Genomic DNA, 22,392 nt, shown 5'->3' on the forward strand with positions numbered 1-22,392 from the left:
AGCCTATTGTGGGCCGCATGCGACAGATCAGGGCCAACGATCTCGGGGTGCCGGCGATCAGCTTCGTCGAGGGGGTCCGCGACGGCCGCCCGTGGGCCGACTACCTTGAGGTGATCGGCCCCGGCGCCATCGAGGTGATCATGGCGCAGCTCCAGGGCTGGGCGGTCTCAACCGACGTCGACCTCGGCCACGACCTGGTCGCGCGCGGCGCCCGCAGACTCCGGCACGCCCACTCCATGTACGCCGACCTCACGGCCCTCCCCTCCGCCCCCAGCGCCCCGCCCGAAGGGGTGCGCTTCACCCCGGTCGACCGCTCGCCCGAGGACATCTATCCGGCCATGAGCGCGGCCTACCCGCCCGGCCACGTCGACCACCACGCGCGCGACCGCGACCACGCCATCGCGACCGAGGTGGTCCCCCTCCTCGACGGCACCCTGGTCGGCCCGCTGATGCCGTGCAGCGCGCTGGCCGTGAACGACGCGGGCGCGGTCGTCGCGGGGGTTCTCGTGAACGACTTCAAGTCCGTCCCGTGGGTGACCGAGGTCTTCCGCCACCCCGCCCTGTCGGTCCCGGGCACCGGCGGGCGGCTGCTGCGTCACGTGCAGCTGCGGGCCGCCGCCGACGGGCTCGACCGGCTGGGGCTGGCCGTCAGCGACGGCAACCCGGCTCAGCGGGTCTACAGCCGGCTTGGGTTCGCCGTCACCCACACCTCGTTCACCGTGGTGATCGGAGAAACTCCGTGAGCGCCTTCTCGTAGAGGTCCCGGTCGACGTTCCACGACCCGGTGTGGCCGCCGCCCTTGGTCTCCACGAGCGTGGTGATGTCGGGCCGCGCGGCGGCGAACGCCCGCGCCCGGTCGACCGGCACGGTCGCGTCGTCGTGGTCGACGAAGATCAGAATCGGCACGTCGAACTCGGCGGCGTGCTCGACGTGGTCGAGGTCGTCGAAGCTCAGCCCGGTCCGCCCCATGATCACCCACTGGCCGACCGTGGTGAGGAAACCGGGCACCCCCATCTGCCGCGCGCCCTCCGCGATCGGCGACCGCCAGTCGAGCACCGGGCTGTCGAGGATCAGCGCGGTGATCCCCGCGCCGGGGAGCCGTCTGGCCGCCACGGCGGAGATGCCGCCGCCCATCGACCAGCCGTAGAGGACGAACTTACGCGCGCCCTGGGTGCGCGCGTAGTCCATGGCGGCCCGGACGTCCTCCCACTCGGTGTCGCCGAGGTGGAACCGGCCGTCGGGGCTCGCCGGAGCGCCCTCGTCGTTGCGGTAGGTGATCGCGAGCACCGGGTGGCCGAGCTCGCGCAGCGTGGGGATCACGCGCAGGGCCTCGCCCCGGCTGCCGTTGCGGCCGTGGACGGCGATCACCCACGTGTCGGAGGCGCCCTCGGTCCGCCAGGCCGGGAAGGCGCCCAGGGGTGAGGTCACCTCCACGTTCTCGTAGGGCACCCCGACGTCCCTGGGCGTCCCCTCGCTCCACAGTCCCCGGTCGAGATAGCCGAACACGCCCGGCCGCAGGTCGCCCCTGACGACCTTGTCGAGTTCGCGGGTGACCGTGCCGGCCCCGACCGAGATGGTCTCGCCGAGGACCACGTTGCCTCCCGGCCAGGTCAGGCCGTAGAAGCCGGGTGCGTCGGTGTCGAGGCCGCCTTTCAGCGTGATCCGTCCGTCGCCGACGGCGACGACCTCGATCGGGTAGTTCGACGTGTGGACGGGATCGATCACCAGGCCGGAGTAGTAGTACCCGGCGGCGCCCAGGGCGAGCGCCACGACGACGACCGTGGAGGTCGCGCCCAGCAGCGCGCGGCGTCGCCATTTTGTCGGCATGGGTGCAATTTATACGTGGCTCTAGCATCGCTGACATGGAAAAGGACGAGACCAGAGCCTTCTTCGCCGCCCGCGCCACGACCTGGGACGACACGTTCCCCGACGACGGCCCGGTGTTCGCGGCGGCCATCGCCCGCCTGGAGCTGACCCCGGGATCGGTGGCCCTGGACGCGGGCTGCGGCACGGGCCGGGCGATGCCCCTGCTGCGCGGGTTCACCGACCGGGTCGTCGGCCTCGACCTGACGCCGGAGATGGCGCTCGTCGCCCGCGGGCGCGGTGCGGTGCTGATCGGGGACGCGGGAGAGCTGCCGTTCGCCGCCGCGACCGTCGACGGCATCCTGGCCGCCGGGCTCATCGGCCATCTCGGCGAGCCCCGGGGGACGCTGCGGGAGTTCGCCCGGGTGGCCCGGCCCGGCGCCCGGCTCGCCCTGTTCCATCCCGTCGGCCGAGCCGTCCTGGCCGCCCGGCGCGGGCGCGAACTCTCCCCGGACGACATCCGCGCCGAGCCCCACCTCACCCCGCTGCTCCGGTCGGCGGGCTGGGAACCGGTCCACTTCCACGACGAGGACGATCACTATCTGGCCCTGGCACGCCTGGCCTGAACGCCACAGCGACCTCGTCGGGGCGCGAGGCGGGAGCGGCCGGTTGGCGCCGGTTGCGGGGAGGGCCGGGGGCGGTGGGCGGTGCCGAGGTGGGCGGAGCCGTAACGGAGAAGCATCTGCGGCTCTATTGGTTGAATACTGCGGCTTTTGCAAGGTTGTTAACTGATGACTGTTGGCATATGCGAGGTAAACTGAGCGTCCCGGATGTGAGGAGTGCTCGGTGCTGAAGCGTCTGTCCCTGATCGCCGCCGTCGCGTCGGTGTTCGCGCTGGGGGCCTGTGGATCCTCTCCCGCGGACAGCGGCGCGGCCCGCGCGTCGGCCGCCCCCGCCACCTCCGCCTCGGCTCCGGCGGAGAGCGAGCTGACCGTGTTCGCGGCGGCGTCCCTGACGGGGACCTTCACCGAGCTCGGCAAGCAGTTCGAGGCCGCCCACCCCGGCAGCAAGGTCACCTTCAACTTCGGGTCCAGTGCCACTTTGGCTCAGCAGATCACCCAGGGCGCGCCCGCCGACGTGTTCGCCGCCGCCTCGCCTGCCACAATGAAGACCGTGGCTGACGCAGGACTGGCCGGGGCCCAGACGGTGTTCGTGCGGAACAAGCTGGAGATCGCGGTCCCGCCGGACAACCCGGGCAAGGTCGAGAACCTGAAGGACCTGACCGATCCCAAGGTCAAGGTCGCGCTCTGCGCCGAGCAGGTGCCGTGCGGCGCCGCCGCGATCAAGGCGCTCGACGCGGCCGGGCTGAAGGTCACCCCGGTCACCCTGGAGCAGGACGTCAAGGCCACTCTCACCAAGGTCCAGCTCGGCGAGGTCGACGCCGCGCTCGTCTACCAGACCGACGTGATCGCCTCCGCCGGGAAGGTCACCGGCATCCCGTTCCCCGAGGCCGACCGGGCGATCAACGACTATCCGATCGCGCCGCTCGCCAAGGCCCCCTCGCCCGCGCTCGCCCAGCAGTTCGTCGAGCTCGTGCTGTCCCAGCAGGGCCGGGACGTGCTGACGAAGGCCGGTTTCGAAGCGCCGTGAGAGGCCGTCTTCCCTGGATTCTGGTCGTCCCGGCCGTTCTGGGGATGGCGTTCCTGGTCCTGCCGCTCGCGGGGCTGCTCATCCGCGCGCCGTGGTCGACGCTGCCGCAGCGGCTCGCCGAGCCGCAGGTGATCGAGGCGCTGCGGCTGTCGCTGGTGACGGCGTCCGTCGCGACGGTGGTCTGCCTGGTGCTCGGGGTGCCACTGGCGTGGCTGCTGGCCCGGACCGACTTCCCCGGGCGGCGGCTGCTGCGCGCGCTGGTGACGGTGCCGCTGGTGCTGCCGCCGGTGGTCGGCGGGGTGGCGCTGCTGCTGGTGTTCGGGCGGCGCGGCCTCGTGGGGCAGTGGCTGGAGTCGGCGTTCGGGTTCTCGCTGCCGTTCACGACGGCCGGGGTGGTCGTCGCGGAGGCGTTCGTGGCGATGCCGTTCCTGGTCATCGCGGTCGAGGGGGCGCTGCGGGCGGCCGACCCGCGTTACGAGGAGGCGGCGGCGACGCTGGGCGCCTCCCGGTTCACGGTGTTCCGGCGGGTGACGCTGCCGCTGGTCGCGCCGGGCGTGCTGGCCGGGGCGGTGCTCTGCTGGGCGCGGGCGCTGGGGGAGTTCGGCGCGACGATCACGTTCGCGGGCAACTTCCCGGGCCGGACCCAGACGATGCCGCTGGCGGTCTACCTGGCGCTGGAGACCGAGCCGGAGGCGGCGATCGTGCTCAGCCTGGTGCTGCTGGCGGTGTCGGTGGTCATCCTGGCCGGGCTGCGCGACCGGTGGGTGGGGGCGGCGGCATGACGTTGCGCGCCCGGATCGTGGTGCGGCGGCCGGCCTTCCGGCTCGACCTCGACCTGACGGTCGGCCGGGGCGAGGTCGTCACGCTGCTCGGCCCCAACGGCGCGGGCAAGACGACCGCCCTGCGGGCCCTCGCGGGCCTGATCCCGCTGACCGAGGGGTCGATCGAGCTCGACGGCGTCCGCATCGAGCGCGAACCGGCCGAGCGGCGTCCCGTCGGCGTCGTCTTCCAGGACTACCTGCTCTTCCCCCACCTGTCCGCGCTCGACAACGTCGCCTTCGGGCCCCGCTGCCAGGGCAGGTCCAAGGCCGAGGCCCGCGCGCGGGCCCGGGAGCTGCTCGACCGCATGGGCCTGGCGGAGTTCTCCTCCGTACGCCCCCGCAGGCTCTCCGGCGGCCAGGCCCAGCGGGTGGCCCTGGCCCGTGCGCTCGCGGTCGAGCCGCGCCTGCTGCTCCTCGACGAGCCGCTGGCCGCCCTCGACGCCCACACCCGCCTGGAGATCCGCTCAGAGCTCCGCCGCCGCCTGACCGCTTTCGACGGCGCGACCGTCCTGGTCACCCACGATCCGCTCGACGCGATGGTCCTGGCCGACCGGCTCGTGGTCGTGGAAGACGGCGCGGTCGTCCAGGAGGGCGCCCCGGGGGAGATCGCCCGCCGCCCCCGGACCGACTACGTGGCCCGGCTCGTCGGCCTCAACCTCTTCCGCGGCGAGGGTGACGGCGACCGGGTGACCGTCGGCGGCCTGGCCTTCGCCGCCGAGGAGCGGGTGAGCGGCCCGGCGTTCGTGGCGTTCCCGCCGCGCGCGGTGGCGCTCTACCGCACCCGTCCCGACGGCAGCCCCCGCAACCTGTGGGAGGGCCGGATCGACGGCGTCGAACGGCACGGCGACCACATCCGCGTCCACGTCGACGGCCCGGTGCCGGTGGCCGCCGACGTGACCCCGGCCGCCGTGGCCGAACTCGACCTGACGCCCGGCCGCCGTATCTGGGTCTCGGTCAAGGCCGCCGAGACACACGCCTACCCGGCCTGAACCCTCGCGGCGGACAGGACGGCGTCGGTCAGGCGTTCGGCGGCGTCCGGACGGCCGTGGCCGCGCGCCTGGGCGGCGAGCGCAGCGCGCCGGGCGGGCTCGGCCAGGAGCGGCCCGACGGCCGAGCGCAGCGCCTCGGGCGTCACCTCGCCGAGCAGCGCGACCGCCGCTCCGGCCTGCTGAAGATGGGAGGCGTTGTGCGCCTGCTCGTTCCCGGCGGAGCTGGCCAGCGGGATCAGCACGGCCGCCTTGCCCAGCGCGGTCACTTCGGCGATGGTGCCCGCGCCGCTGCGCGAGACCACCACGTCGGCCAGGGCGAGCACGTCGGGCAGCTCGGCGCCGACGAACCCCTGCACGCGATAGCGGGCGGCGAGCGCCGGCGGCAGGGCCGCGCCCGCCGCGGCGACCTGCTCCACCTCGGCCGGGCCGCACTGGTGGATGACGTTCGCGCGCTCCAGCAGCCAGGGCAGGATGGCCGTGACGAGCTGGTTGATCTGCCGGGCGCCCTGCGCGCCGCCGGTCACGTAGACGGTCGGCAGCCGGGGGTCGAACCCGTCGACGGGCGCGCGGTCGGCCCGTCCGGTCAGCACCTCGGCGCGGACCGGGTTCCCGGTCACCACGGCCCGTTTCCGCGCGGCGGCCGACAGCAGCTCCAGCGAGGCCTCGGCCGTCACCGCGACGCGGGCCGCCCCGCGCGCGAGCACCCGGTTGGCCAGCCCCAGGCGGACCGTCTGCTCGTGGATGACCAGCGGCACCCGGCACACCCGCGCCGCCACGCCGACCGGCACCGCGACGTAGCCGCCGGTGCCCAGGACCACGTCGGGCCGGAACCGCCGCACGATCGAGCAGGCCTGGAACACTCCCAGCGGCACGCGGAACATGTCCCGGACGTTCTGGGCCGACAGCATCCCCAGCGGGTTGCGGGACCGGCGCACCTTCCCGGTCGCCACCGCCGCGAACGCGATCCCCTCAGCCGTGGCCACCCGCTCCTCCAGGCTGCCCGCCGCCCCGACCCACAGCACGTCGAGCCCCCGCGCGCCCATCCGCGCCCGCAGCGCCCGGACGGTGGTCAGCGCGGGGAACGTGTGCCCCCCGGTCCCGCCGCCGGAGACGATCAGCCGGAAAGGTGCCTCGCCGCTCTCGAAGATCACGACCCTGGACGATAGCAGCGCCCCGGCCCACCCGGACTGCGGCCACAGGGGGTGGCCGCAGTCCGGGGTCCGTCACTCGTCCTCGAAGACCTCTTCGAAGGCCTCTTCCATGACCTCGCCGAGGATCATGCCGCCGACGACGCCCGCCGCCGCGCCGGCCACGACCCCGCCCATGCCGATGCCGCCGCCATGGTGGTCGTCGTCGTGGTGGCCGTAGTGGCCCCCGTGGTGGCCACCGTGATGACCGCCGTGGTGGCCGTAGGAGCGCTGGGAGAGCCACTCGCCGATGACCGAGGCCCAGTCGGTGTGGAGGGCCTCGTCATGGGTGGTCGGGAAGCGGCCGATCGCGTCGTGGCCGCCCTCGATCACCACCTCCAGGTGGTGGGCGTCGGCGATGAAGGTCACCTCGATCTCGCCGTACTGGTGGGAGGTGAACTCGATCTCCTGGTAGAACGGCAGCGTCTGCCGGGAGCCGCCGATGTGGCCGGCCTCCAGGTCGGCGGACCGGAAGTGGAAGCCCAGCCGCGACAGCGACTCCAGCACGTGGCGCTGGGAGGGCAGCGGCGCGACCTCGACCATGTCCAGGTCTCCCTTGTCGACGGCCTTGGCGATGGCGAGCTCGGTGCGGACCCCGATCGCCATGCCGCGCATGCCCTGGCTGATCGGCGTCTCCCACGGCACCGGGAGCTGGAACGGGATCGCCCGCTCCTCGCCCTTGCGGAGGGTGAACGGCCCGGAGACCGGGGCGCCGAAGAACTCGCGCAGCCCGCTGCTCTCGCCTTCGCTGTGCTCGATCTCGACCCGCGCGACGAGGCTGAGGGTGATGTGCTCGATCTCCGCGTCGACCTCGCCGCCCTTGATCCGCACCTCGCCGGAGAGGGCGCCGCCGGGCTGCGTGTGGGGGCTGTGCAGGACGGTGTCCACTGAGGGGGCGCCGACGCCGAATGCGCTCAGCATCCGTTTGAAGACCACGTTTTCTCCTGTCGAGTTGGACGTCTCGGCCGCACCCCAGAACGTTCAGCGCCGGCGTACGGTTCCGCGTTCGAGAAGAAGATCGATCTTCGCGTGGAGCGCCGCGACCTCGTCGCGGAGTTCGACCAGCTCAGCCTGGGCCAGCTCCTCCGACGGCGAGGGCTCGGCGTCGTTCATCGCGTTGACCACGACAGCGATGAACAAGTTCAAGGCGACGAAGGTCGAGATCAGGATGTACGAGATGAAGAACACCCACGCCCACGGCTTGTGCGCCATGACCTCCTTGGCGACCGTCCCCCAGTCGTCCCCGGTCATGATCTGGAACAGCGTGAACAGCGAGTCGGGCAGCTCGTCGAACCGCTCCGGCACGACCTCGCCGAACAGCTTGGTCGCTATCACGGCGGAGACGTAGATCATCAGCACCAGCAGCCCGATGATCGACGCCATCCCCGGCACGGCCGTGAGCAGCGCCCCCACCACCCGCCGCATGCTCGGCACGGTCGACACGAGCCGCAGCGCCCGCAGGATCCGCAGCGACCGCAGCACCGAGGCGGGCCCGGCCGCCGGGACGAGCGCGATCACCACGATGATCGCGTCGAACCAGTTCCACGGATCGGCGAAGAACGACCGCCGGTAGGCGTAGAGCCGGGCGGCGAGCTCGACCGTGAAGATCGCCAGCGCGACGTGGTCGACGGCGACGAGCAGGCCCCCGGCGTGAGCCATCAGGGTGGCACTGGTCTCACACCCGATGGTGACCGCGTTGACGATGATGACCAGGATGACGGCACGCTGGACGGCGGGGCGTTCGAGGAATTCGCGCACGCGTTCAGGCGGGACATGGAGGGCTAAAACCACCCGAAGATCATCCCACTGCGCGGGCGATCACCCGGCGTCGTCCCGTTGAAGGGTCGATGACGTCACCGCCATCATGGCCCGATGGACGTCCATCTCCTGGCGGCTTTCGCGGTCGCGACGCTTCTGCTCAGCCTCGCCCCCGGGCCCGACCTCCTCTTCGTCATCACCAACGGCGTGGCCGCCGGGCGGCGTGCGGGCCTGCTCGCCGCGCTGGGCATGTCGACGGGCCTCGCGGTGCACACCGTCGCCGCCGCGTTCGGGCTGGGGTTCCTGATCGCCCAGGCGCCGGAGGCGCTCACCGTGGTCAGGATCGTGGGCGCGGCGGTGCTGCTGTACCTGGCGTACACGACCTGGAAGGGCAGCCGGGAGCCGATGGAGGTGCGGGAGGTCGCGGCGAGGTCGCTGCGCCGGACCTATCTCATGGCAGCGCTCACCAACCTGGCCAACCCGAAGGTCATCCTGTTCTACCTGGCCTTCGTCCCCCAGTTCGTGACGAGGGGGGAGCAGGCCTGGCCCGTCACCGTCCAGATGCTGGTGCTCGGCCTGGCCTTCATCGTGGTCGGCCTCATGGTCGACGGATCGGCCGGCCTGCTCGCGGGCCACCTCTCGGAGCGCATCGCCCGCCGCCCCGGCTTCCGGACGTGGATGGAGCGCGTCTCGGCGGGCGTCTTCGCGGCGCTGGCCGCCCGCCTCGTCCACGAGTCGACCCGCTAGGGCGAGCGGTCCGACGCCACCATGGCGACGAGTTCCGCCACCTCCGACGAGGCCTGGGTGCTCTCCACCAACGTGACCTTGATCCCCTGCGGCGCGAGTTCCTCGGCCAGCGATCTCGTGTAGGTGTTCAGCGCCGCCTCCGGGCCCGTCGAGGCGTCGAGGCCGGCGGACGACACGTTCACGATCGCCGCCGAGCCGGACCGCCGCAGGGCGGGCATCAGGGCGGCGGTCATGCGCACCGCCGACAGGAAGCCGACGTCGATCGAGTCGTCCTCGGGGCGGGCCTCGACCACGCCGGCGTTGACCAGGATGTCGCAGCCGCCGAGCACCTCCAGCGCCTGCCCGGCCGTCGCCTCGACGCCGTCGGGCGAGACCATGTCGCCGTCGACGAACGTCGCCTCGCCCGGCGTCCCGGGCGTCTTCTGCCGCGCCGCCACCACCACCCGCGCGCCCCCGTCGAGCAGGCGCTGGGCGACGGCGGCCCCGATGCCCTGGGCGCCCCCGGTCACCACGGCGCGGCGGCCGAGGAACTCCTTGGTGCGCATCGATTCCCCTACAGCGCCGCGCCGCCGCCGTCGACGGGCACGACGGCCCCGGTCATGTACGACGCCTTGTCCGACGCCACGAACGCCACGACGTCGGCGATCTCCCTGGTCCTGGCGGCCCGGCCGAGCATCGTGCCCTCGTCGAACTCCTTGGCGCGCTCGCCCATGCTGTCGTACATCGCGGTCTCGACCGGCCCGGGGGCGATCGCGTTGACCCGCACGCCCCGGTCGGCGAACTCGGCCGCCCATGTCCGGGTGAGCTCGTTGATGGCGGCCTTGGTGGCGCTGTAGACGGACAGGAACGGGACGGCGATGAAGGAGGCGACGGTCGAGATGTTGACGATCACACCCTGCCCGCGCTCCATCATGCCCGGGACCAGCGCCTGGGTGAGGAAGTAGGGCGCCCGCAGGTTGAGCGCGACGGTCCTCTCGAAGACCTCCGGGTCCTGGCCGACGGTCGCCGACACCGGCGCCATCCCGGCGTTGTTGACGAGCACGTCGACGTCGCCCGCCTCGGCGGCGAGGTCGCGGAGCGCGTCCAGGCTGGACAGGTCGGCCGGGACGAACCGGGCCGAACCGCCGTTCTGGACGATCTGGTCGACGACCATCGCGCCCTTGCTGGCGTCGCGCCCGGAGACGATCACGTCGTCGCCCTGGGCCCCGAACACGCGGGCGCTCTCGGCCCCGATTCCGTCGGTCGAGCCGGTGATGAGTACAGATCTCATATGAGACATAACCGACAAATAGGTCAGGCGAGTTCCGTTCGGATAACTGTTGGCACCCGATCTCCCGTCTCAATACCCTCGACCCCATGGCCCACGTCGAGATCGCCCATATCACCCATGTGCTCCCCGATGGGCGGCCGCTGCTCAACGACGTCTCCTTCCGCGTCGGCGAGGGCGTCAAGGCGGCGCTCGTGGGCCCCAACGGCGCGGGCAAGACGACGCTGATGCGGCTGATCGCGGGCGACATCCAGGCGGTCGAGGGCTCCGTGGCCAGTTCCGGCGGCCTCGGGGTGATGCGCCAGTTCATCGGCAGCATCCGCGACGAACGGACCGTCCACGACCTGCTCGTCTCGGTCGCGCCGACCCGGGTCAGGGAGGCCGCCGACCATCTGGCCAAGGCCGAGCTCCAGATGATGGAGCGCGACGACGAGAAGACCCAGATGCGCTACGCCCAGGCGATCACCGACTACACCGACGCCGGCGGCTACGACATCGAGGTCCTCTGGGACACCTGCACGATGGCGGCGCTCGGCATCCCGTACGACGACTGCAAGTACCGCGAGGTCAACACGCTCAGCGGCGGCGAGCAGAAACGACTGGTCCTGGAGGCCCTGCTCCGCGGCCCCGACCAGGTCCTCCTCCTCGACGAGCCCGACAACTACCTCGACGTGCCGGGCAAGCTCTGGCTCGAACAGGCCATCAGGGAGACCCAGAAGACCGTCGTGCTGATCTCGCACGACCGCCAGCTCCTCGCCAACGCCGCCGACCGGATCGTCACCGTCGAGGGCGGCAACGTCTGGATCCACGGCGGCGGCTTCGGCACCTACGCCCAGGCGCGCCGCGACCGCAACGAGCGCCTCGACGAGCTGCGCCGCCGCTGGGACGAGGAGCACGCCAAGATCAAGCGCCTGGTCGTCATGCTCAAGCAGAAGGCCGCCTACAACGACAGCATGGCGGCCCCCTACAACGCCGCGGTGACCCGGCTGCGCCGGTTCGAGGAGGCCGGGCCGCCGGAGGTGTCGGCCAAGGAGCAGCAGATCACCATGCGCCTGCGCGGCGGCCGGACCGGCAAGCGGGCCGTCATCTGCGAGGACCTGGAGCTCACCGGCCTGATGAAGCCCTTCGACCTGGAGGTCTGGTACGGCGAACGGGTGGCTGTCCTCGGCTCGAACGGCTCCGGCAAGTCCCACTTCCTGCGGCTGCTGAGCGGCGGCGACGTGAGGCACACCGGCGTCGCCCGCCTGGGCGCGCGGGTCGTCCCCGGCCACTTCGCCCAGACCCACTCCCACCCCGAGCTGATGAAGCGCACCCCGGTCGACATCGTGATGAACGAGCACGCCCGGCTCAAGAACGAGGCCATGAAGGCCCTGTCCCGCTACGAGCTGGCCGGCACCATCGCCGAACAGCGTTTCGAGACCCTGTCGGGCGGCCAGCAGGCCCGGTTCCAGATCCTCCTGCTGGAGCTGTCCGGCACGACCCTGCTGCTGCTCGACGAGCCGACCGACAACCTCGACCTGGCCAGCGCCGAGGCGCTCCAGGAGGGCCTGGAGGCCTTCGAGGGCACCGTCATGGCGGTCACGCACGACCGCTGGTTCGCCGCCGACTTCGATCGCTACCTCGTGTTCGGCGCCGATGGGAAGGTCTACGAATCACCAGAGCCGGTCTGGGACGAGGGGCGGGTCGTCCGCGCGCGTTAAAGATTGCGTCCGCTGTTGGCGGGTCGAGGTGAACGCGCCGCGCGCACGAGTTATCACGGCCTGGTGACGCACCGTATGACAGTCCTGGCCCTGTCGCTCCTCTCCGTGACGCTCCTGGTTTCCGGGTGCTCGGGTGACGAAGAGGCCAAGAAGACCGAACTCGCCCCGCTCGCGCTCAAGGAGCAGACCTCCTCGGTCGTGCAGGCCAGTGGCGGCTACCTGGTCAACTGGGCCGCCGTGCTCAACAACGGCAACAAGTGGCACTTCGGGGAGAACGCGGTCGCCACGATCACCGGGAAGGACGCCGCCGGCAAGGAGGTCGTCCGGATGGAGCAGCCGCTCGACGCGGTCGCCCCCGGCGGCTCGATGGCCTTCACCGGGGAGGCGCTGGCGGTGGAGAAGCCGGTCAGCGTGAAGATCGACTACAAGCCGGCCTCGTGGCACCAGGCGGCGCGGGTGCCGTCGGCGTACAAGTCGTTCCCGGTCGAGCGGGTCTCCACCGAGAAGCTGAGCGCCTCGTCCTACCTGATCACCGGCTACGTCGAGTCGCCCTACACGCGCCCGGCCGGGAGCCTGGTGGTGACCGGGCTGCTGCGCGACGCGGCGGGCAAGCTGATCGGCGGGGGCACCGCCTTCGTCGACGACGTGCGGCCGGGGGTGAGCCGCCGGTTCATCATCACCGTCGAGAGCGTCAGCGGCGGGGTGGCCGCCGCCACGAACGTGACCGCGCGGACCTGGGGCGCCACCGCCAAACCCTACGAGGACCTGGCCGCCGGCGGCGCGCAGCCGATCTACACCCAGGCCCCGAAGACCGCTCCGTTCGCCAAGGACCGGGGTTACACCGTCATCACCGAACAGAAGCCGTGAAGCCGTGAGGTTACGGTAATGGCATGACCACCCCCCGTATCGTGCTGTTCGGGGCCACCGGGTACACCGGGCGGCTCACGGCCAAAGCGCTGGTGGCGCTGGGCGCTGAGCCGCTCCTGGCCGGGCGGGACCCCGCCCGGCTGGCCGAGCTGGCCGCCTCGCTGCCGGGGGCGCTGCCCACGGCGGTGGCCGACGCGACCCGGCCGCGTTCGGTGGCCCACCTGCTCGAACCCGGCGACGTGCTGGTCTCCACCGTGGGACCGTTCCTGCGGTGGGGCGACGCGGCGGTCATGGCGGCGATCGAGGCGGGCGCGGTCTACCTCGACTCGACCGGTGAGCCGCCGTTCGTCAAGCGCGTCTTCCAGCGCCACGGCCCCGAGGCCGCCGCGGCGGGCGCGACCCTGATCCCCGCCTTCGGGTACGACTACGTCCCCGGCAACCTCGCCGCCGCCCTGGCCCTCCGCAAGGCGGGCCCCGACGCGGTGCGGGTCGACGTGGGCTACTTCCTGCGCGGCAACATGGCCAAGCGGGCCAGCGCCGGAACCCGCGCCTCCGCGCTGAGCATGATCCTGGAGCCCATGTACGGCTTCCGCGACGGCCGCATCGTCCGGGAGACCGGCCGCACCCGGGCCTTCGCCCTCGGCCCGAGACGCCGCCACGGCATCGCCATGGGCGCGAGCGAACACTTCGCCCTCCCGCGCACGCACCCCCGGCTGCGCGAGGTCAACGTCTACCTCGGCTGGCTGGGCGGCCTGACCCGGGCGGCGGGGGTGTTCGCCCGGCTGACCCCGCTGGTGCGGGCGGTTCCGGGCGCTCGGAGACTGACCTCCCTGATGGCCGACCGGGCGGCCCGCCAGGACAGCCCCGACGGCCTGCCCGTCGCCTCCCTGACCATCGCCGAGGCCTACGCGCCCGACGGCACCCTGCTGGCCACCGTCCGCCTCAACGGCGGCGACCCCTACGACCTCACCGCCAAGATCCTCGCCTGGGGCGCCACGACCGCCCTGGTCGGCGGGGTGGGCGGCCTCGGCGCGCTCGGCCCGGTGGAGGCGTTCGGCCTCGACGCCCTGACCGACGGTTGCGCCTCCGTCGGCCTCACTCCGTGAATCGCCAAGAAACCGCGCGTCGCGGAGTGGTCACTCAGCGTTCGTGATATTCCCCCGGATAAGGCTCGATCTTTCTTCCGGGGGGCGATTTCCATGAAGAACCTCAAAGTACGGCCTACACCGCGATTCGGGCGTGGCACCGCCTCCACGAAGGACCTCATGAGCTCCTGGGCGCTCGTCGAGGCGGCGGTGGCCCGGCGCGACGCCCCGTACACCTCGGTCGTCTGGACCGCCCGGCTCGGCTACCTCTCGCTGCCGCTGCTCTTCCTGGGAGGCCTGGGCGTCCTGCTCGCCCTGGCGGCGCTGTTCACGGGCGTGCGGGCGCTGCGGGAGATCGCCGACGACCACCCGAGGTCGATCAACCGGGGCGTCGTGGAGACCGCCATGGTCTGCGCCGGGGTGACCCTCGCCCTGGGCGCCTCGGCCGCCGCCGCGGCCGGTCTGGCGATCATGGCCGGCGGCCTGGCGTGAGACCGCGCCTGTGGGCGGGGGCGCTGACGGTCGCCACGGCCGTGGCGCTGGGCTGCGGCCCGGTGACCACGGTCGAGCCGCCACCGCCGGAACCGGTCCCGAAGGTGCTCGTGATCGGCGTGGACGGCGTCCGCACCGACCGTGTCCTCACCACTCGGGCGACCTATCTGCGCGCCCTCATGAGCGAGGGCCTCTACGCCACCGGGGAACTCGACCTGACCCCCGGCGTGAAATCGCTGAGCGGTCCGGCGTGGTCGACCATTCTCACCGGAGTGAATCCGGAAAAGCACGGCGTACACGACAACACCTTTGACGGACGCCAATACACGAGATATCCCGATTTCCTGACTCGCATCGAACGACTGCACCCCGAACTCGACACCCTGGCCGTCACCCTGTGGCGGACGTTCTTCGACACCGGCCTGCTACACCAGGTCGACTGGCACGCGACCCTGCGCCCCGGCGTCGACTACGCCGAACACCTCAAAGACGAGATGATCATCCGCCGGATGACCGACCTGATCGCCCGCCACCAGGCCGACGTCGTCTTCCTGCACCTGGTCAACCCGGACAAGGTGGCCCACAGACACGGCCCTCTCGGCCCCGAGTACGCCACCGCGCTCGACACCATGGACCTGGCCGTCGGCCGCCTCGTGGACGCGGTGAAGCGTCGTCCGACGTACCCGAACGAGAAGTGGTCGGTCATCGTGGTGACCGACCACGGGCACCGCGACGAGGGCGGCCACGGCGGCGCGACCCCGGCCGAACGCCAGATCTTCCTGCTCGCCGCCGGCCCGGGAATCCGGCACGAACGCCGCCACGAGGCGAAACTCGTCGACGTCGCACCGACCGTTTTCGCCCAATTGGGGATACGAATTCCCGCCGACCTGGAGGGCGTTCCGCTCGGCGAAATGCCTTGAAAATAGCGGCCGAGAATGCGGCGGAAAGCCTGAACTCCAAGTTACGAATCCATTACCTTCGGTGACATGACCGATCGCGATCTGGTTCAGGCCCTGCGCGCCCGCGATCCGGGTGCTCTCGCATCTCTCTACGACGCCCACGCCGAGGGCGTCTACCGCTTCTGCTGGTTCCTGCTCGGCGCCGAGAGCGCCCAGGTGGCGTTACGCGACACGATGATCGCCGCCGAGGCCCACATCGAGGCGCTGCGCGACCCCGACCGCCTCTACGTCTGGCTGCTCGCGCTGGCCCGCGCCGAATGCCGGCGCAGGCGGCAGAGCGACCCCCCGGCCGAGCCCGAGGAGGCCCCCGACGCCGCCGCCTGGCACGCCGTCCACGGCCTGCCGGCCGACGACCGCGAGATCCTCGAACTGTCCCTGCGCCACGGCCTGGCCGCCGCCGACCTGGGCGCGGTGCTCGGCCTGAGCGCCCGCCACGCCGAGGCCCTGCGCGAGTCGGCCTCGCTCCGGCTGCAGGACGCGATCACCGCCGAGGTGCTGGCCCGCCGCGACCCCGGCGACTGCCCGGCCCGTTCGGTGTTGGTGGCCGACGCCGAGGGCGGCGACCCCGACGAACGCCGGGCCCGCGTGGTCAACCACATCTTCACCTGCGAGACCTGCCGCCCCCACCGCGCCCGCCAGGTCTCGGCGGGCAAGGTCTTCGCGCTGCTGCCCCTCCCGGTGGTTCCCGACACGGTCCGCGTCCGGGTGATGAGCTGCTTCATCGATCCCGAACTGCTCGCCTACCGCCGCTACGTCGCCCGCCGGGCCGGGCCGCTCGACGCCCAGGGCTTCCCCGGCGGGGAGAGCCGGCGCGGGCGTCACGTGGTCGTGGGCGCGCTGGCCGCCGTGGTCGCCGCCGCCGTGGTGGTCGCGCTGGTCATGCAGGTCACCGGCGAGCCGATGGAGAACCGCGGCAGCGTGGTCGCGCGTCCTGTCCTGACGCCGACCACCCCGGTCTCCGACTACCCGCCGAAGGTGCCGCCGACGATCCGCGTCCTGACCCCGGTCGACGAACCCTCCCCCGGCAGGACCGCGCGACCGCGCCCCCGCCCGACCGTCCTGGGCGTCCACTACCCCCGGCCGGAACGCGCCCGGCCCCCGCGCCCCACTCCCAGCAGGACTGCCCGCACCCGCCCCCCGGTCCCGCGTCCCTCGCCGACCCCCGTCGCGACGGTCACCCCGGCGGTCACGGTGAGCCCGGTCGCCCCGGTCGACGTCGACCTGGCCACCACCACGACCGAAACGCAGGAGCAGGAGCACACGCACGTGAAGGGCGAACGCCATGGCCGCCGTCGGCTTTGCCGTCCGTGATCGCCGGGTCTACCCCGACCTGCCGCCCGCGCCGCTGGCCGCGCTCGTGCCTAAGGCCCATGAGGCGGCCTGGCCCGTCTGGCTCGACCCGGGCCCTCGGATGCTGCGCGACGTCCTCGACCTCAGCCGCCTCCAGGCCGCCCGCGCCCTGGCCGTCCTGACCTGGCTGGCCGAGGGTCAGACCCCCGACGACGTCACCTGGCTCTGGTCCTCCCGCCGCCTGACGGGTCCCCGGCAGGATCGCATGTACAGCGAGGCGGCCAGGATCCCCGCCCCGGTCCTCAACCTGGTCGTCGCCAACTGGACGTGGGTGCAGAGCACCCCCCACGGCGGCCGGGTCACCGCGCCCTACCTGGCCGGCACCGCCTACCCCGACGACGGCTACGCCGCCGCCCACGCCGCGATCACCCTGGCCCAGATCCACGAACGCCACCCGGAGGCGCGACCGGCCCTGTCGGTCGCGTGGGCGGCCTGCCGGACCGCCGCCGACTGGTGCAAGGCGGCCGAGCTGCGGGCCACCCACGGCGGCGACGCCCCGGTGTTCGCCTACCCGCGCGGCCCCGACCCGCTCACCACCGGCATGCGCCCCTGGATCGCGCGACTGTTGAAACTCGTGTGAACTCCTTTGCCATTGGGGCCGGTGTTCCTTGAGTGACCTGCGGGAATGTGCCTGCGCATGTCGAACCGCAGGTCAAGGGCGCTGCCCGCGACGATCATCGTCGCCGGGCTGCTGGCCGGGACGCCGGGAGAGGCCGCCGCGACGCCGGTCCCCCGCGACACCATCGCCGCCCAGGTCCGGGAGCTCGCCCGGACCCAGGTGAGGCTGGCCCGCGCGAAGGAGCGCCGCCGCGAGCTCGTCAGGGACGCCGAACGCCTCATCGAGGCCTACAACGGCGAGCTCGTCAAGGTGAAGCAGGCCCAGGCCGAACACGCCGAGGTCACCGCTGGCCTGATGGAGGCCGAGAAGACCGTCGAGGAGGCCAGGAGCCGGGCCGCCGCCCTGGCCGCCGACTCCTACGGGGTCGACCTGGCCCGCCCGATGATGGCCCTGCCGGGCGCTCCGGCCGCGCTGATGCGCCGGGCCAGCCTGGTCACCCAGCTCGGCGACGAGCGCGCGGCCGTCATCGGCCGGCTCGACGACAGCCGCGAGGTGCTCCGGATCCTGCAGAACCAGGCCGCCGACATGCTCGCCGAGGCCCGGCGGGCGGCGGAGGAGGCCGGGCGTCTCAAGACGGCCGCGGAGGAGGCCGTGCGGACGCAGCTGGCCGAGACCAGGGACCTGCGGAAGGAGCAGCGGGAGATCGAGGAGCGGCTCGATCTGACCCGGTTCCGGATGAGGACGAGCGGGGCCCCTCTCTGGGCGCTGACCGCCGAGGGGCCGGGCGGGGAGGCGACCCGCTGGGCGCTGACCCAGCTCGGCAAGCCCTATGTGTGGGCGGCCGACGGCCCCGAGAGCTTCGACTGCTCGGGCCTGACCATGCGGGCCTGGGAACGGGTGGGGGTGCCGCTCGACCACTGGACCGGCACCCAGTGGACCTCCGGCCCGCACGTCGGCGACGACGACCTACGCCCCGGCGACCTGGTGTTCTTCGGCGACCCGATCCACCACGTCGGCCTCTACATCGGACGCGGCCTGATGGTCCACGCCCCCCAGACGGGAGACGTGGTCCGCATCGCGTCGATGTGGCGGCCCGACTACGTCGGCGCCACGCGGCCTAATGCTTGACCGCGCGCTTGTAGGAGCGCTCGATCTCCAGCTCGGCCTCGGCCCGGCCGACCCAGTTGGCGCCCTCGACGGACTTGCCGGGCTCCAGGTCCTTGTAGACCTCGAAGAAGTGCTGGATCTCCAGCCGGTCGAACTCGGGGACGTGGTGGATGTCGCGCATGTGCTCCTGGCGGGGGTCACGTGAGGGCACACAGAGGACCTTGTCGTCGCCGCCCTTCTCGTCGGTCATGCGGAACATGCCGACGGCGCGGCAGCGGATGAGACACCCGGGGAAGGTCGGTTCCTGGAGGAGGACGAGGGCGTCGAGGGGGTCGCCGTCCTCGCCGAGGGTGTTCTCGATGAAGCCGTAGTCGGCAGGGTACTGAGTGGACGTGAAGAGCATCCGGTCGAGCCGGATCCGGCCGGTCTCATGATCCACTTCATACTTGTTGCGTTGCCCTTTGGGTATCTCAACGACAACGTCGAACTCCACTGCCATTTCCTCCGCTCAAGCCATCCGAGTGGTCCCGGAGTGGCGTTAGTGTCTCGTAGGCGTAACTAGGGAGAGGTCACGTGGTACGACGCGAACGTTGGGTGGTGATCGCCACCCTCGCGCTGCTGCAGGTGTTCGTCATCGCCGCGGGCGTTTACCTCGTGGTCAACGGCACCGAGCGGATTCCGATACAGGCCGCCGCCCCCAGACCGGCCCCCACACCGATCGTCACGGCACCGCCTGTTCTGATCGCCGCGCTGGACGGCCCTCTCCCGGCTAAGAGTACTTTGACCACCCTCCTTCGTGACGCCATGGGTGACCCCGGAATAGGCGGCAAGGTCGCAGGTACGGTCATCGACACCGAAACCGGGGAAACCCTGTTCGACGGCGGCTCGACCACCGCGCTGACCCCGGCGTCCACCACCAAAGTGGTCACCGGCGCGGCGGCCCTCGCCTCGATCGGCGCCGATGTGACCTTCGCCACGACGGTCGTCCAGACCGCCCCCGGCAAGATCGTTCTGGTCGGCGGCGGCGATCCGACCCTCGCCGGGCCCAAGGCCGACACCCGCGACCACTATCCGCGCGCGGCCACCATGGCGGCCCTGGCCTCCCGCACCGCCAAGGCGCTCAAGGCCGCCGGGGTGACCTCGGTCACACTCTCCTACGACGCCTCGCTCTTCCAGGGCCCGGTGACTGCCCCCGGCTGGAAGCCGACCTACGTCCCCGAGGGGAGCGCGTCCCCGGTGACCGCGCTGGCCATCGACGAGGGCCGCGTCGTGCCCCGCCAGGACTTCCCGCGCTCGGCGAACCCGCCCGCCGACGCCGCCAAGGCGTTCGGCGGCCTGCTCGGCAAGTACGGCATCAAGGTCGGCAAGACGATCAAGCCCGGCAAGGCCGCGCAGCCCGCCCAGGAGCTCGCCCGCGTCGAGTCGGCCCCGGTCTACGCCCTGGTCGAGCGCATGCTCACCGAGAGCGACAACGACCTGGCCGAGGCGCTGGCCCGCCACGTCGCCATCGCCGAGAAGCAGCCCCACACCTACGCCGGCCAGGCCAAGGCCTACAAGGCGGTGCTGACCCGGCTCGGCATCACCGAGGGCGTCGAGGTCCACGACGGCAGCGGCCTGTCGACCACCAACCGGATCACCCCGGCCGCGCTGGCGAAACTGGTCGCCCTCGGCGCGTCCCCGCGCCATCCCGAGCTCCACTCGCTCGTCAGCGGGATGCCGGTCGCGGGCTTCACCGGCACCCTCCACGGGCGCTACGGCGAGGCCGACTCGAAGGCCGGCGCCGGATTGGTCCGGGCCAAGACGGGCACGCTCGACGGGGTGAACACACTCACGGGTCTGGTCCATTCGGCCGACGGAAGGCTGCTGAGCTTCGCGTTCATGGCCAACGGCGTCACCGACCCCGGCAAGACCGTCAAAGCGCTCGACCGGCTGGCGACCCTGGTCTCGCGCGCCGCGTGAACCGACGACATACGGTGGTGAACATGCAGGTGATCGACTGGGATCTCGCCGTCGCTACCGGAGTCAGGCTCGTCCGCCCGGGGCCACAGGTGAGCCGTGAAGAAGCGAAACAGGCCGTCAGCGAGCTTCGGCGCCTGTCGCGCGAGGCCGAGGTCCACGTCAAGGAGTTCACCGGGATCGACTCGGCGCCTCCCGAGGAGGCGACCGTCGTCGACCGGCCCGGCTGGATCCGGGCCAACGTCGAGGGATTCAAGGTCGTCCTCGAACCGCTGGAGGAGAAGGTCGGCAGCATGCCGGCCATCGTCAGCGCGGTCGGCTCCCGGATCACCGGCGTCGAGGTGGGCGCCGTCCTGGCCTTCCTGGCCAGCCGGGTCCTGGGGCAGTACGAACTGTTCCTACCGCCCGACCCCGACGGCAACCTCCCGATGGGCCGCCTCACTCTGGTGGCCCCCAACATCGTCAACACCGAGCGTGAGCTGCGCGTCGACCCGCGCGACTTCCGCCTCTGGGTCTGCCTCCACGAGGAGACCCACCGGGTCCAGTTCACCGGCGTCCCGTGGCTGCGTGAATACCTCCAGGCCCAGATGAAGGAGTTCCTCACGATCTCCGACATGGACCTGTCGACCCTGCTCAACCGCATGCGCGACGTCACCGACGCGGTCGCCGACGCCTTCCGGGGCGGCGAGGGCAACCTCATCGAGGCGATCCAGACCCCCGAGCAGAAGGCCGTGCTCGACCGCGTGACCGCCGTGATGACCCTGGTCGAGGGCCACGGCGACTACGTGATGGACGCCGTCGGCCCCACCGTGGTCCCGTCGGTGGCCGACATCCGGGCCAAGTTCCAGCAGCGCCGCGCGGGCGGCTCCCGCGTCGACCAGGTGGTCCGCCGCCTGCTCGGCCTCGACCTGAAGATGAAGCAGTACGCCGAAGGCTCCTCCTTCGTGACCACCGTGGTCCAGGAGGCCGGAATGGATGGCTTCAACCGGGTCTGGACCTCCCCGGAGACCCTGCCCACCCGCAAGGAGATCGGTGATCCCCAGGCGTGGATGCGCCGGGTCCTCACCGCCAACGCCCTTGAGCAGGGGCAGAACGGTTCCGAGCCCAAGTCCGCCTGATGGGCCCCCATCCGGCGGTCGCCGACGTCCGCCGGGCGATCCGCGAGACGCTCGCCGACGTGGAGAAGGGCCGGTTGGTGCTCGCCGCGTGCAGCGGCGGCGCCGACTCCCTGGCCCTCGCCGCCTGTCTCGCCTTCGTCGCTCCGCGCCTCGGCCTCCGCGCCGGGCTGGTCACCGTCGACCACGACCTCCAGCCCGGTTCCAGGGAAAGAGCCGAAGGTCTCGTACGGCTCTCGCCCCAGCTGGGCCTCGACGTCGCCGAGGCGGTGACGGTCGAGGTCGGCACCCTCGGAGGCCCCGAGGCGGCGGCCCGGATCGCCCGCTACGCCGCGCTCGACGAGATCTCCTCGCGGCTGGGCGCGCTGGTCCTGCTCGGCCACACCCGCGACGACCAGGCCGAGACGGTGCTGCTGCGGCTGGCCCGGGGCAGCGGCTCGCGCTCCCTGTCGGGCATGGCCGAGGCCACCGGCGTCTACCGGCGGCCCCTGCTGGGCGTCAGCCGTGCCCGCACGGAAGAGGCGTGCGCCGCGCTCGGCCTGACCCCCTGGCACGACCCCCACAACGACGACCCGCGGTTCACCCGGGTCAAAGTACGGCAAACCTTGCTGCCCCTGATGGAGGCCGAGCTGGGTCCGGGCATCGCCGACGCGCTGGCCCGCACCGCCCGCCTGTGCCGCGACGACGCCGACGCCCTCGACGACTGGGCCGACCGGGTCTACGCCGAGGCCAGGGACCTGGGCACCGGCCTGGCCACCGCCACGCTCGCCGAACTGCCCGCGGCGGTGCGGCGGCGGGTGATCCACCGGGCCGCCGTCGCCGCCGGGTCGCCGCCGTCGGCCCTCGCGGCCGTCCACATCGAGGAGGCCGAACGGCTGGTCACCAGCTGGACGGGGCAGAAGGGGGTGGACCTACCCGGAGGGGTGGGTGTGGTGCGGCGATATGGCAGGCTGATGTTCACCAGCTCCCTCTCGTAAGGA

At 72.1% G+C, this 22,392-nt stretch carries 24 protein-coding genes; 17 read left to right on the forward strand and 7 right to left on the reverse strand.

Annotation, left to right across the window (positions count from 1 at the left end):
- Positions 1-17 precede the first annotated feature (17 nt).
- Complete coding sequence (locus AW270_RS05225) at positions 18-743, forward strand: GNAT family N-acetyltransferase (protein WP_061291144.1); 726 nt, start codon at positions 18-20, stop codon at positions 741-743.
- Here AW270_RS05225 and AW270_RS05230 read toward each other — a convergent pair.
- The gene (locus AW270_RS05230; protein WP_061291146.1) at positions 715-1,827 is read right to left on the reverse strand and encodes an alpha/beta hydrolase; all 1,113 of its coding nucleotides are present in this window, start codon (positions 1,825-1,827) and stop codon (positions 715-717) included. The genes AW270_RS05225 and AW270_RS05230 overlap by 29 nt on opposite strands.
- 35 nt (positions 1,828-1,862) lie before the next feature.
- Here AW270_RS05230 and AW270_RS05235 point away from each other — a divergent pair, with 35 nt between their 5' ends.
- From AW270_RS05235 to AW270_RS05250, 4 genes are all read left to right on the forward strand, one after another.
- Positions 1,863-2,429, forward strand: a complete 567-nt coding sequence (locus tag AW270_RS05235) for a class I SAM-dependent methyltransferase (RefSeq protein ID WP_061291148.1) — start codon at positions 1,863-1,865, stop codon at positions 2,427-2,429.
- A gap of 223 nt (positions 2,430-2,652) precedes the next feature.
- Complete coding sequence (modA, locus tag AW270_RS05240) at positions 2,653-3,453, forward strand: molybdate ABC transporter substrate-binding protein (protein WP_061291481.1); 801 nt, start codon at positions 2,653-2,655, stop codon at positions 3,451-3,453.
- 44 nt (positions 3,454-3,497) lie between these two features.
- Entirely contained in the window at positions 3,498-4,235 is a 738-nt protein-coding gene (locus AW270_RS05245; protein WP_082801308.1) for an ABC transporter permease, read from the forward strand.
- On the forward strand, positions 4,232-5,263 hold the full coding sequence (locus AW270_RS05250) for an ABC transporter ATP-binding protein (protein ID WP_061291483.1): 1,032 nt from the start codon (positions 4,232-4,234) through the stop codon (positions 5,261-5,263). Before AW270_RS05245 ends, AW270_RS05250 begins: the two co-directional genes overlap by 4 nt.
- Here the strand turns inward: AW270_RS05250 and AW270_RS05255 are convergent.
- From AW270_RS05255 to AW270_RS05265, 3 genes are all read right to left on the reverse strand, one after another.
- Positions 5,251-6,414 (reverse strand): UDP-N-acetylglucosamine--N-acetylmuramyl-(pentapeptide) pyrophosphoryl-undecaprenol N-acetylglucosamine transferase, encoded by a 1,164-nt coding sequence (locus AW270_RS05255; protein ID WP_061291151.1) that lies wholly within the window; start codon positions 6,412-6,414, stop codon positions 5,251-5,253. The genes AW270_RS05250 and AW270_RS05255 overlap by 13 nt on opposite strands.
- Before the next feature lie 72 nt (positions 6,415-6,486).
- A complete protein-coding gene (locus AW270_RS05260; protein ID WP_174549842.1) occupies positions 6,487-7,386 on the reverse strand; it encodes a sporulation protein in 900 nt (299 codons plus the stop codon).
- A 45-nt stretch (positions 7,387-7,431) separates the two neighbouring features.
- Positions 7,432-8,208 carry an ion transporter gene (locus tag AW270_RS05265; protein ID WP_061291153.1) on the reverse strand — a complete coding sequence of 259 codons (777 nt, stop codon included), beginning with the start codon at positions 8,206-8,208 and terminating at the stop codon, positions 7,432-7,434.
- A gap of 114 nt (positions 8,209-8,322) precedes the next feature.
- Between AW270_RS05265 and AW270_RS05270 the strand changes: the two genes are divergently transcribed.
- Positions 8,323-8,955, forward strand: coding sequence for a LysE family translocator (locus tag AW270_RS05270; RefSeq protein WP_061291155.1), 633 nt, complete (start codon positions 8,323-8,325; stop codon positions 8,953-8,955).
- Here the strand turns inward: AW270_RS05270 and AW270_RS05275 are convergent.
- Together AW270_RS05275 and AW270_RS05280 are read right to left on the reverse strand one after the other, a co-directional pair.
- Positions 8,952-9,500: an SDR family NAD(P)-dependent oxidoreductase gene (locus AW270_RS05275; protein ID WP_061291157.1), complete on the reverse strand. Its 549-nt coding sequence runs from the start codon at positions 9,498-9,500 to the stop codon at positions 8,952-8,954. The genes AW270_RS05270 and AW270_RS05275 overlap by 4 nt on opposite strands.
- An 8-nt stretch (positions 9,501-9,508) precedes the next feature.
- Entirely contained in the window at positions 9,509-10,225 is a 717-nt protein-coding gene (locus AW270_RS05280; protein WP_218009092.1) for an SDR family NAD(P)-dependent oxidoreductase, read from the reverse strand.
- 86 nt (positions 10,226-10,311) lie between these two features.
- On the opposite strand from AW270_RS05280, the gene AW270_RS05285 reads away from it, so the two are divergent.
- The 8 genes from AW270_RS05285 to AW270_RS40455 all read left to right on the forward strand — a co-directional run bounded on the left by AW270_RS05285 (position 10,312) and on the right by AW270_RS40455 (position 18,362).
- On the forward strand, positions 10,312-11,922 hold the full coding sequence (locus tag AW270_RS05285; RefSeq protein WP_061291161.1) for an ABC-F family ATP-binding cassette domain-containing protein: 1,611 nt from the start codon (positions 10,312-10,314) through the stop codon (positions 11,920-11,922).
- A gap of 75 nt (positions 11,923-11,997) precedes the next feature.
- Positions 11,998-12,789 (forward strand): hypothetical protein, encoded by a 792-nt coding sequence (locus AW270_RS05290; RefSeq protein ID WP_061291163.1) that lies wholly within the window; start codon positions 11,998-12,000, stop codon positions 12,787-12,789.
- 23 nt (positions 12,790-12,812) lie between these two features.
- Positions 12,813-13,895 carry a saccharopine dehydrogenase family protein gene (locus AW270_RS05295; RefSeq protein WP_061291165.1) on the forward strand — a complete coding sequence of 361 codons (1,083 nt, stop codon included), beginning with the start codon at positions 12,813-12,815 and terminating at the stop codon, positions 13,893-13,895.
- A gap of 159 nt (positions 13,896-14,054) precedes the next feature.
- Positions 14,055-14,366, forward strand: a complete 312-nt coding sequence (locus tag AW270_RS38485; RefSeq protein WP_061291167.1) for a hypothetical protein — start codon at positions 14,055-14,057, stop codon at positions 14,364-14,366.
- Positions 14,363-15,286 carry an alkaline phosphatase family protein gene (locus AW270_RS05305; protein ID WP_061291169.1) on the forward strand — a complete coding sequence of 308 codons (924 nt, stop codon included), beginning with the start codon at positions 14,363-14,365 and terminating at the stop codon, positions 15,284-15,286. The genes AW270_RS38485 and AW270_RS05305 overlap by 4 nt, the downstream gene beginning before the upstream one ends.
- 66 nt (positions 15,287-15,352) lie before the next feature.
- On the forward strand, positions 15,353-16,636 hold the full coding sequence (locus tag AW270_RS05310) for an RNA polymerase sigma factor (protein WP_061291171.1): 1,284 nt from the start codon (positions 15,353-15,355) through the stop codon (positions 16,634-16,636).
- Positions 16,608-17,255 carry a hypothetical protein gene (locus tag AW270_RS05315; RefSeq protein ID WP_061291173.1) on the forward strand — a complete coding sequence of 216 codons (648 nt, stop codon included), beginning with the start codon at positions 16,608-16,610 and terminating at the stop codon, positions 17,253-17,255. The genes AW270_RS05310 and AW270_RS05315 overlap by 29 nt, the downstream gene beginning before the upstream one ends.
- A 57-nt stretch (positions 17,256-17,312) precedes the next feature.
- Entirely contained in the window at positions 17,313-18,362 is a 1,050-nt protein-coding gene (locus AW270_RS40455; RefSeq protein ID WP_218009093.1) for a C40 family peptidase, read from the forward strand.
- Here AW270_RS40455 and AW270_RS05325 read toward each other — a convergent pair.
- Positions 18,352-18,834 (reverse strand): inorganic diphosphatase, encoded by a 483-nt coding sequence (locus tag AW270_RS05325; RefSeq protein WP_061291178.1) that lies wholly within the window; start codon positions 18,832-18,834, stop codon positions 18,352-18,354. The two genes, AW270_RS40455 and AW270_RS05325, sit on opposite strands and share 11 nt — an antisense overlap.
- Positions 18,835-18,914: 80 nt before the next feature.
- Between AW270_RS05325 and dacB the strand changes: the two genes are divergently transcribed.
- Genes dacB through tilS form a run of 3 tightly spaced genes read left to right on the forward strand, consistent with a single transcriptional unit; the run spans position 18,915 to position 22,389 of the window.
- Positions 18,915-20,300 carry a D-alanyl-D-alanine carboxypeptidase/D-alanyl-D-alanine endopeptidase gene (gene dacB, locus AW270_RS05330; RefSeq protein ID WP_061291179.1) on the forward strand — a complete coding sequence of 462 codons (1,386 nt, stop codon included), beginning with the start codon at positions 18,915-18,917 and terminating at the stop codon, positions 20,298-20,300.
- Positions 20,301-20,323: 23 nt separating this feature from the next.
- Positions 20,324-21,415, forward strand: coding sequence for a zinc-dependent metalloprotease (locus tag AW270_RS05335; protein WP_174549843.1), 1,092 nt, complete (start codon positions 20,324-20,326; stop codon positions 21,413-21,415).
- Complete coding sequence (gene tilS / locus AW270_RS05340; RefSeq protein WP_061291181.1) at positions 21,412-22,389, forward strand: tRNA lysidine(34) synthetase TilS; 978 nt, start codon at positions 21,412-21,414, stop codon at positions 22,387-22,389. Before AW270_RS05335 ends, tilS begins: the two co-directional genes overlap by 4 nt.
- Positions 22,390-22,392 lie beyond the last annotated feature (3 nt).

It is taken from the genome of Herbidospora cretacea (assembly GCF_001570605.1).
In the GTDB taxonomy this organism is placed as follows: Bacteria; Actinomycetota; Actinomycetes; order Streptosporangiales; family Streptosporangiaceae; genus Herbidospora; species Herbidospora cretacea.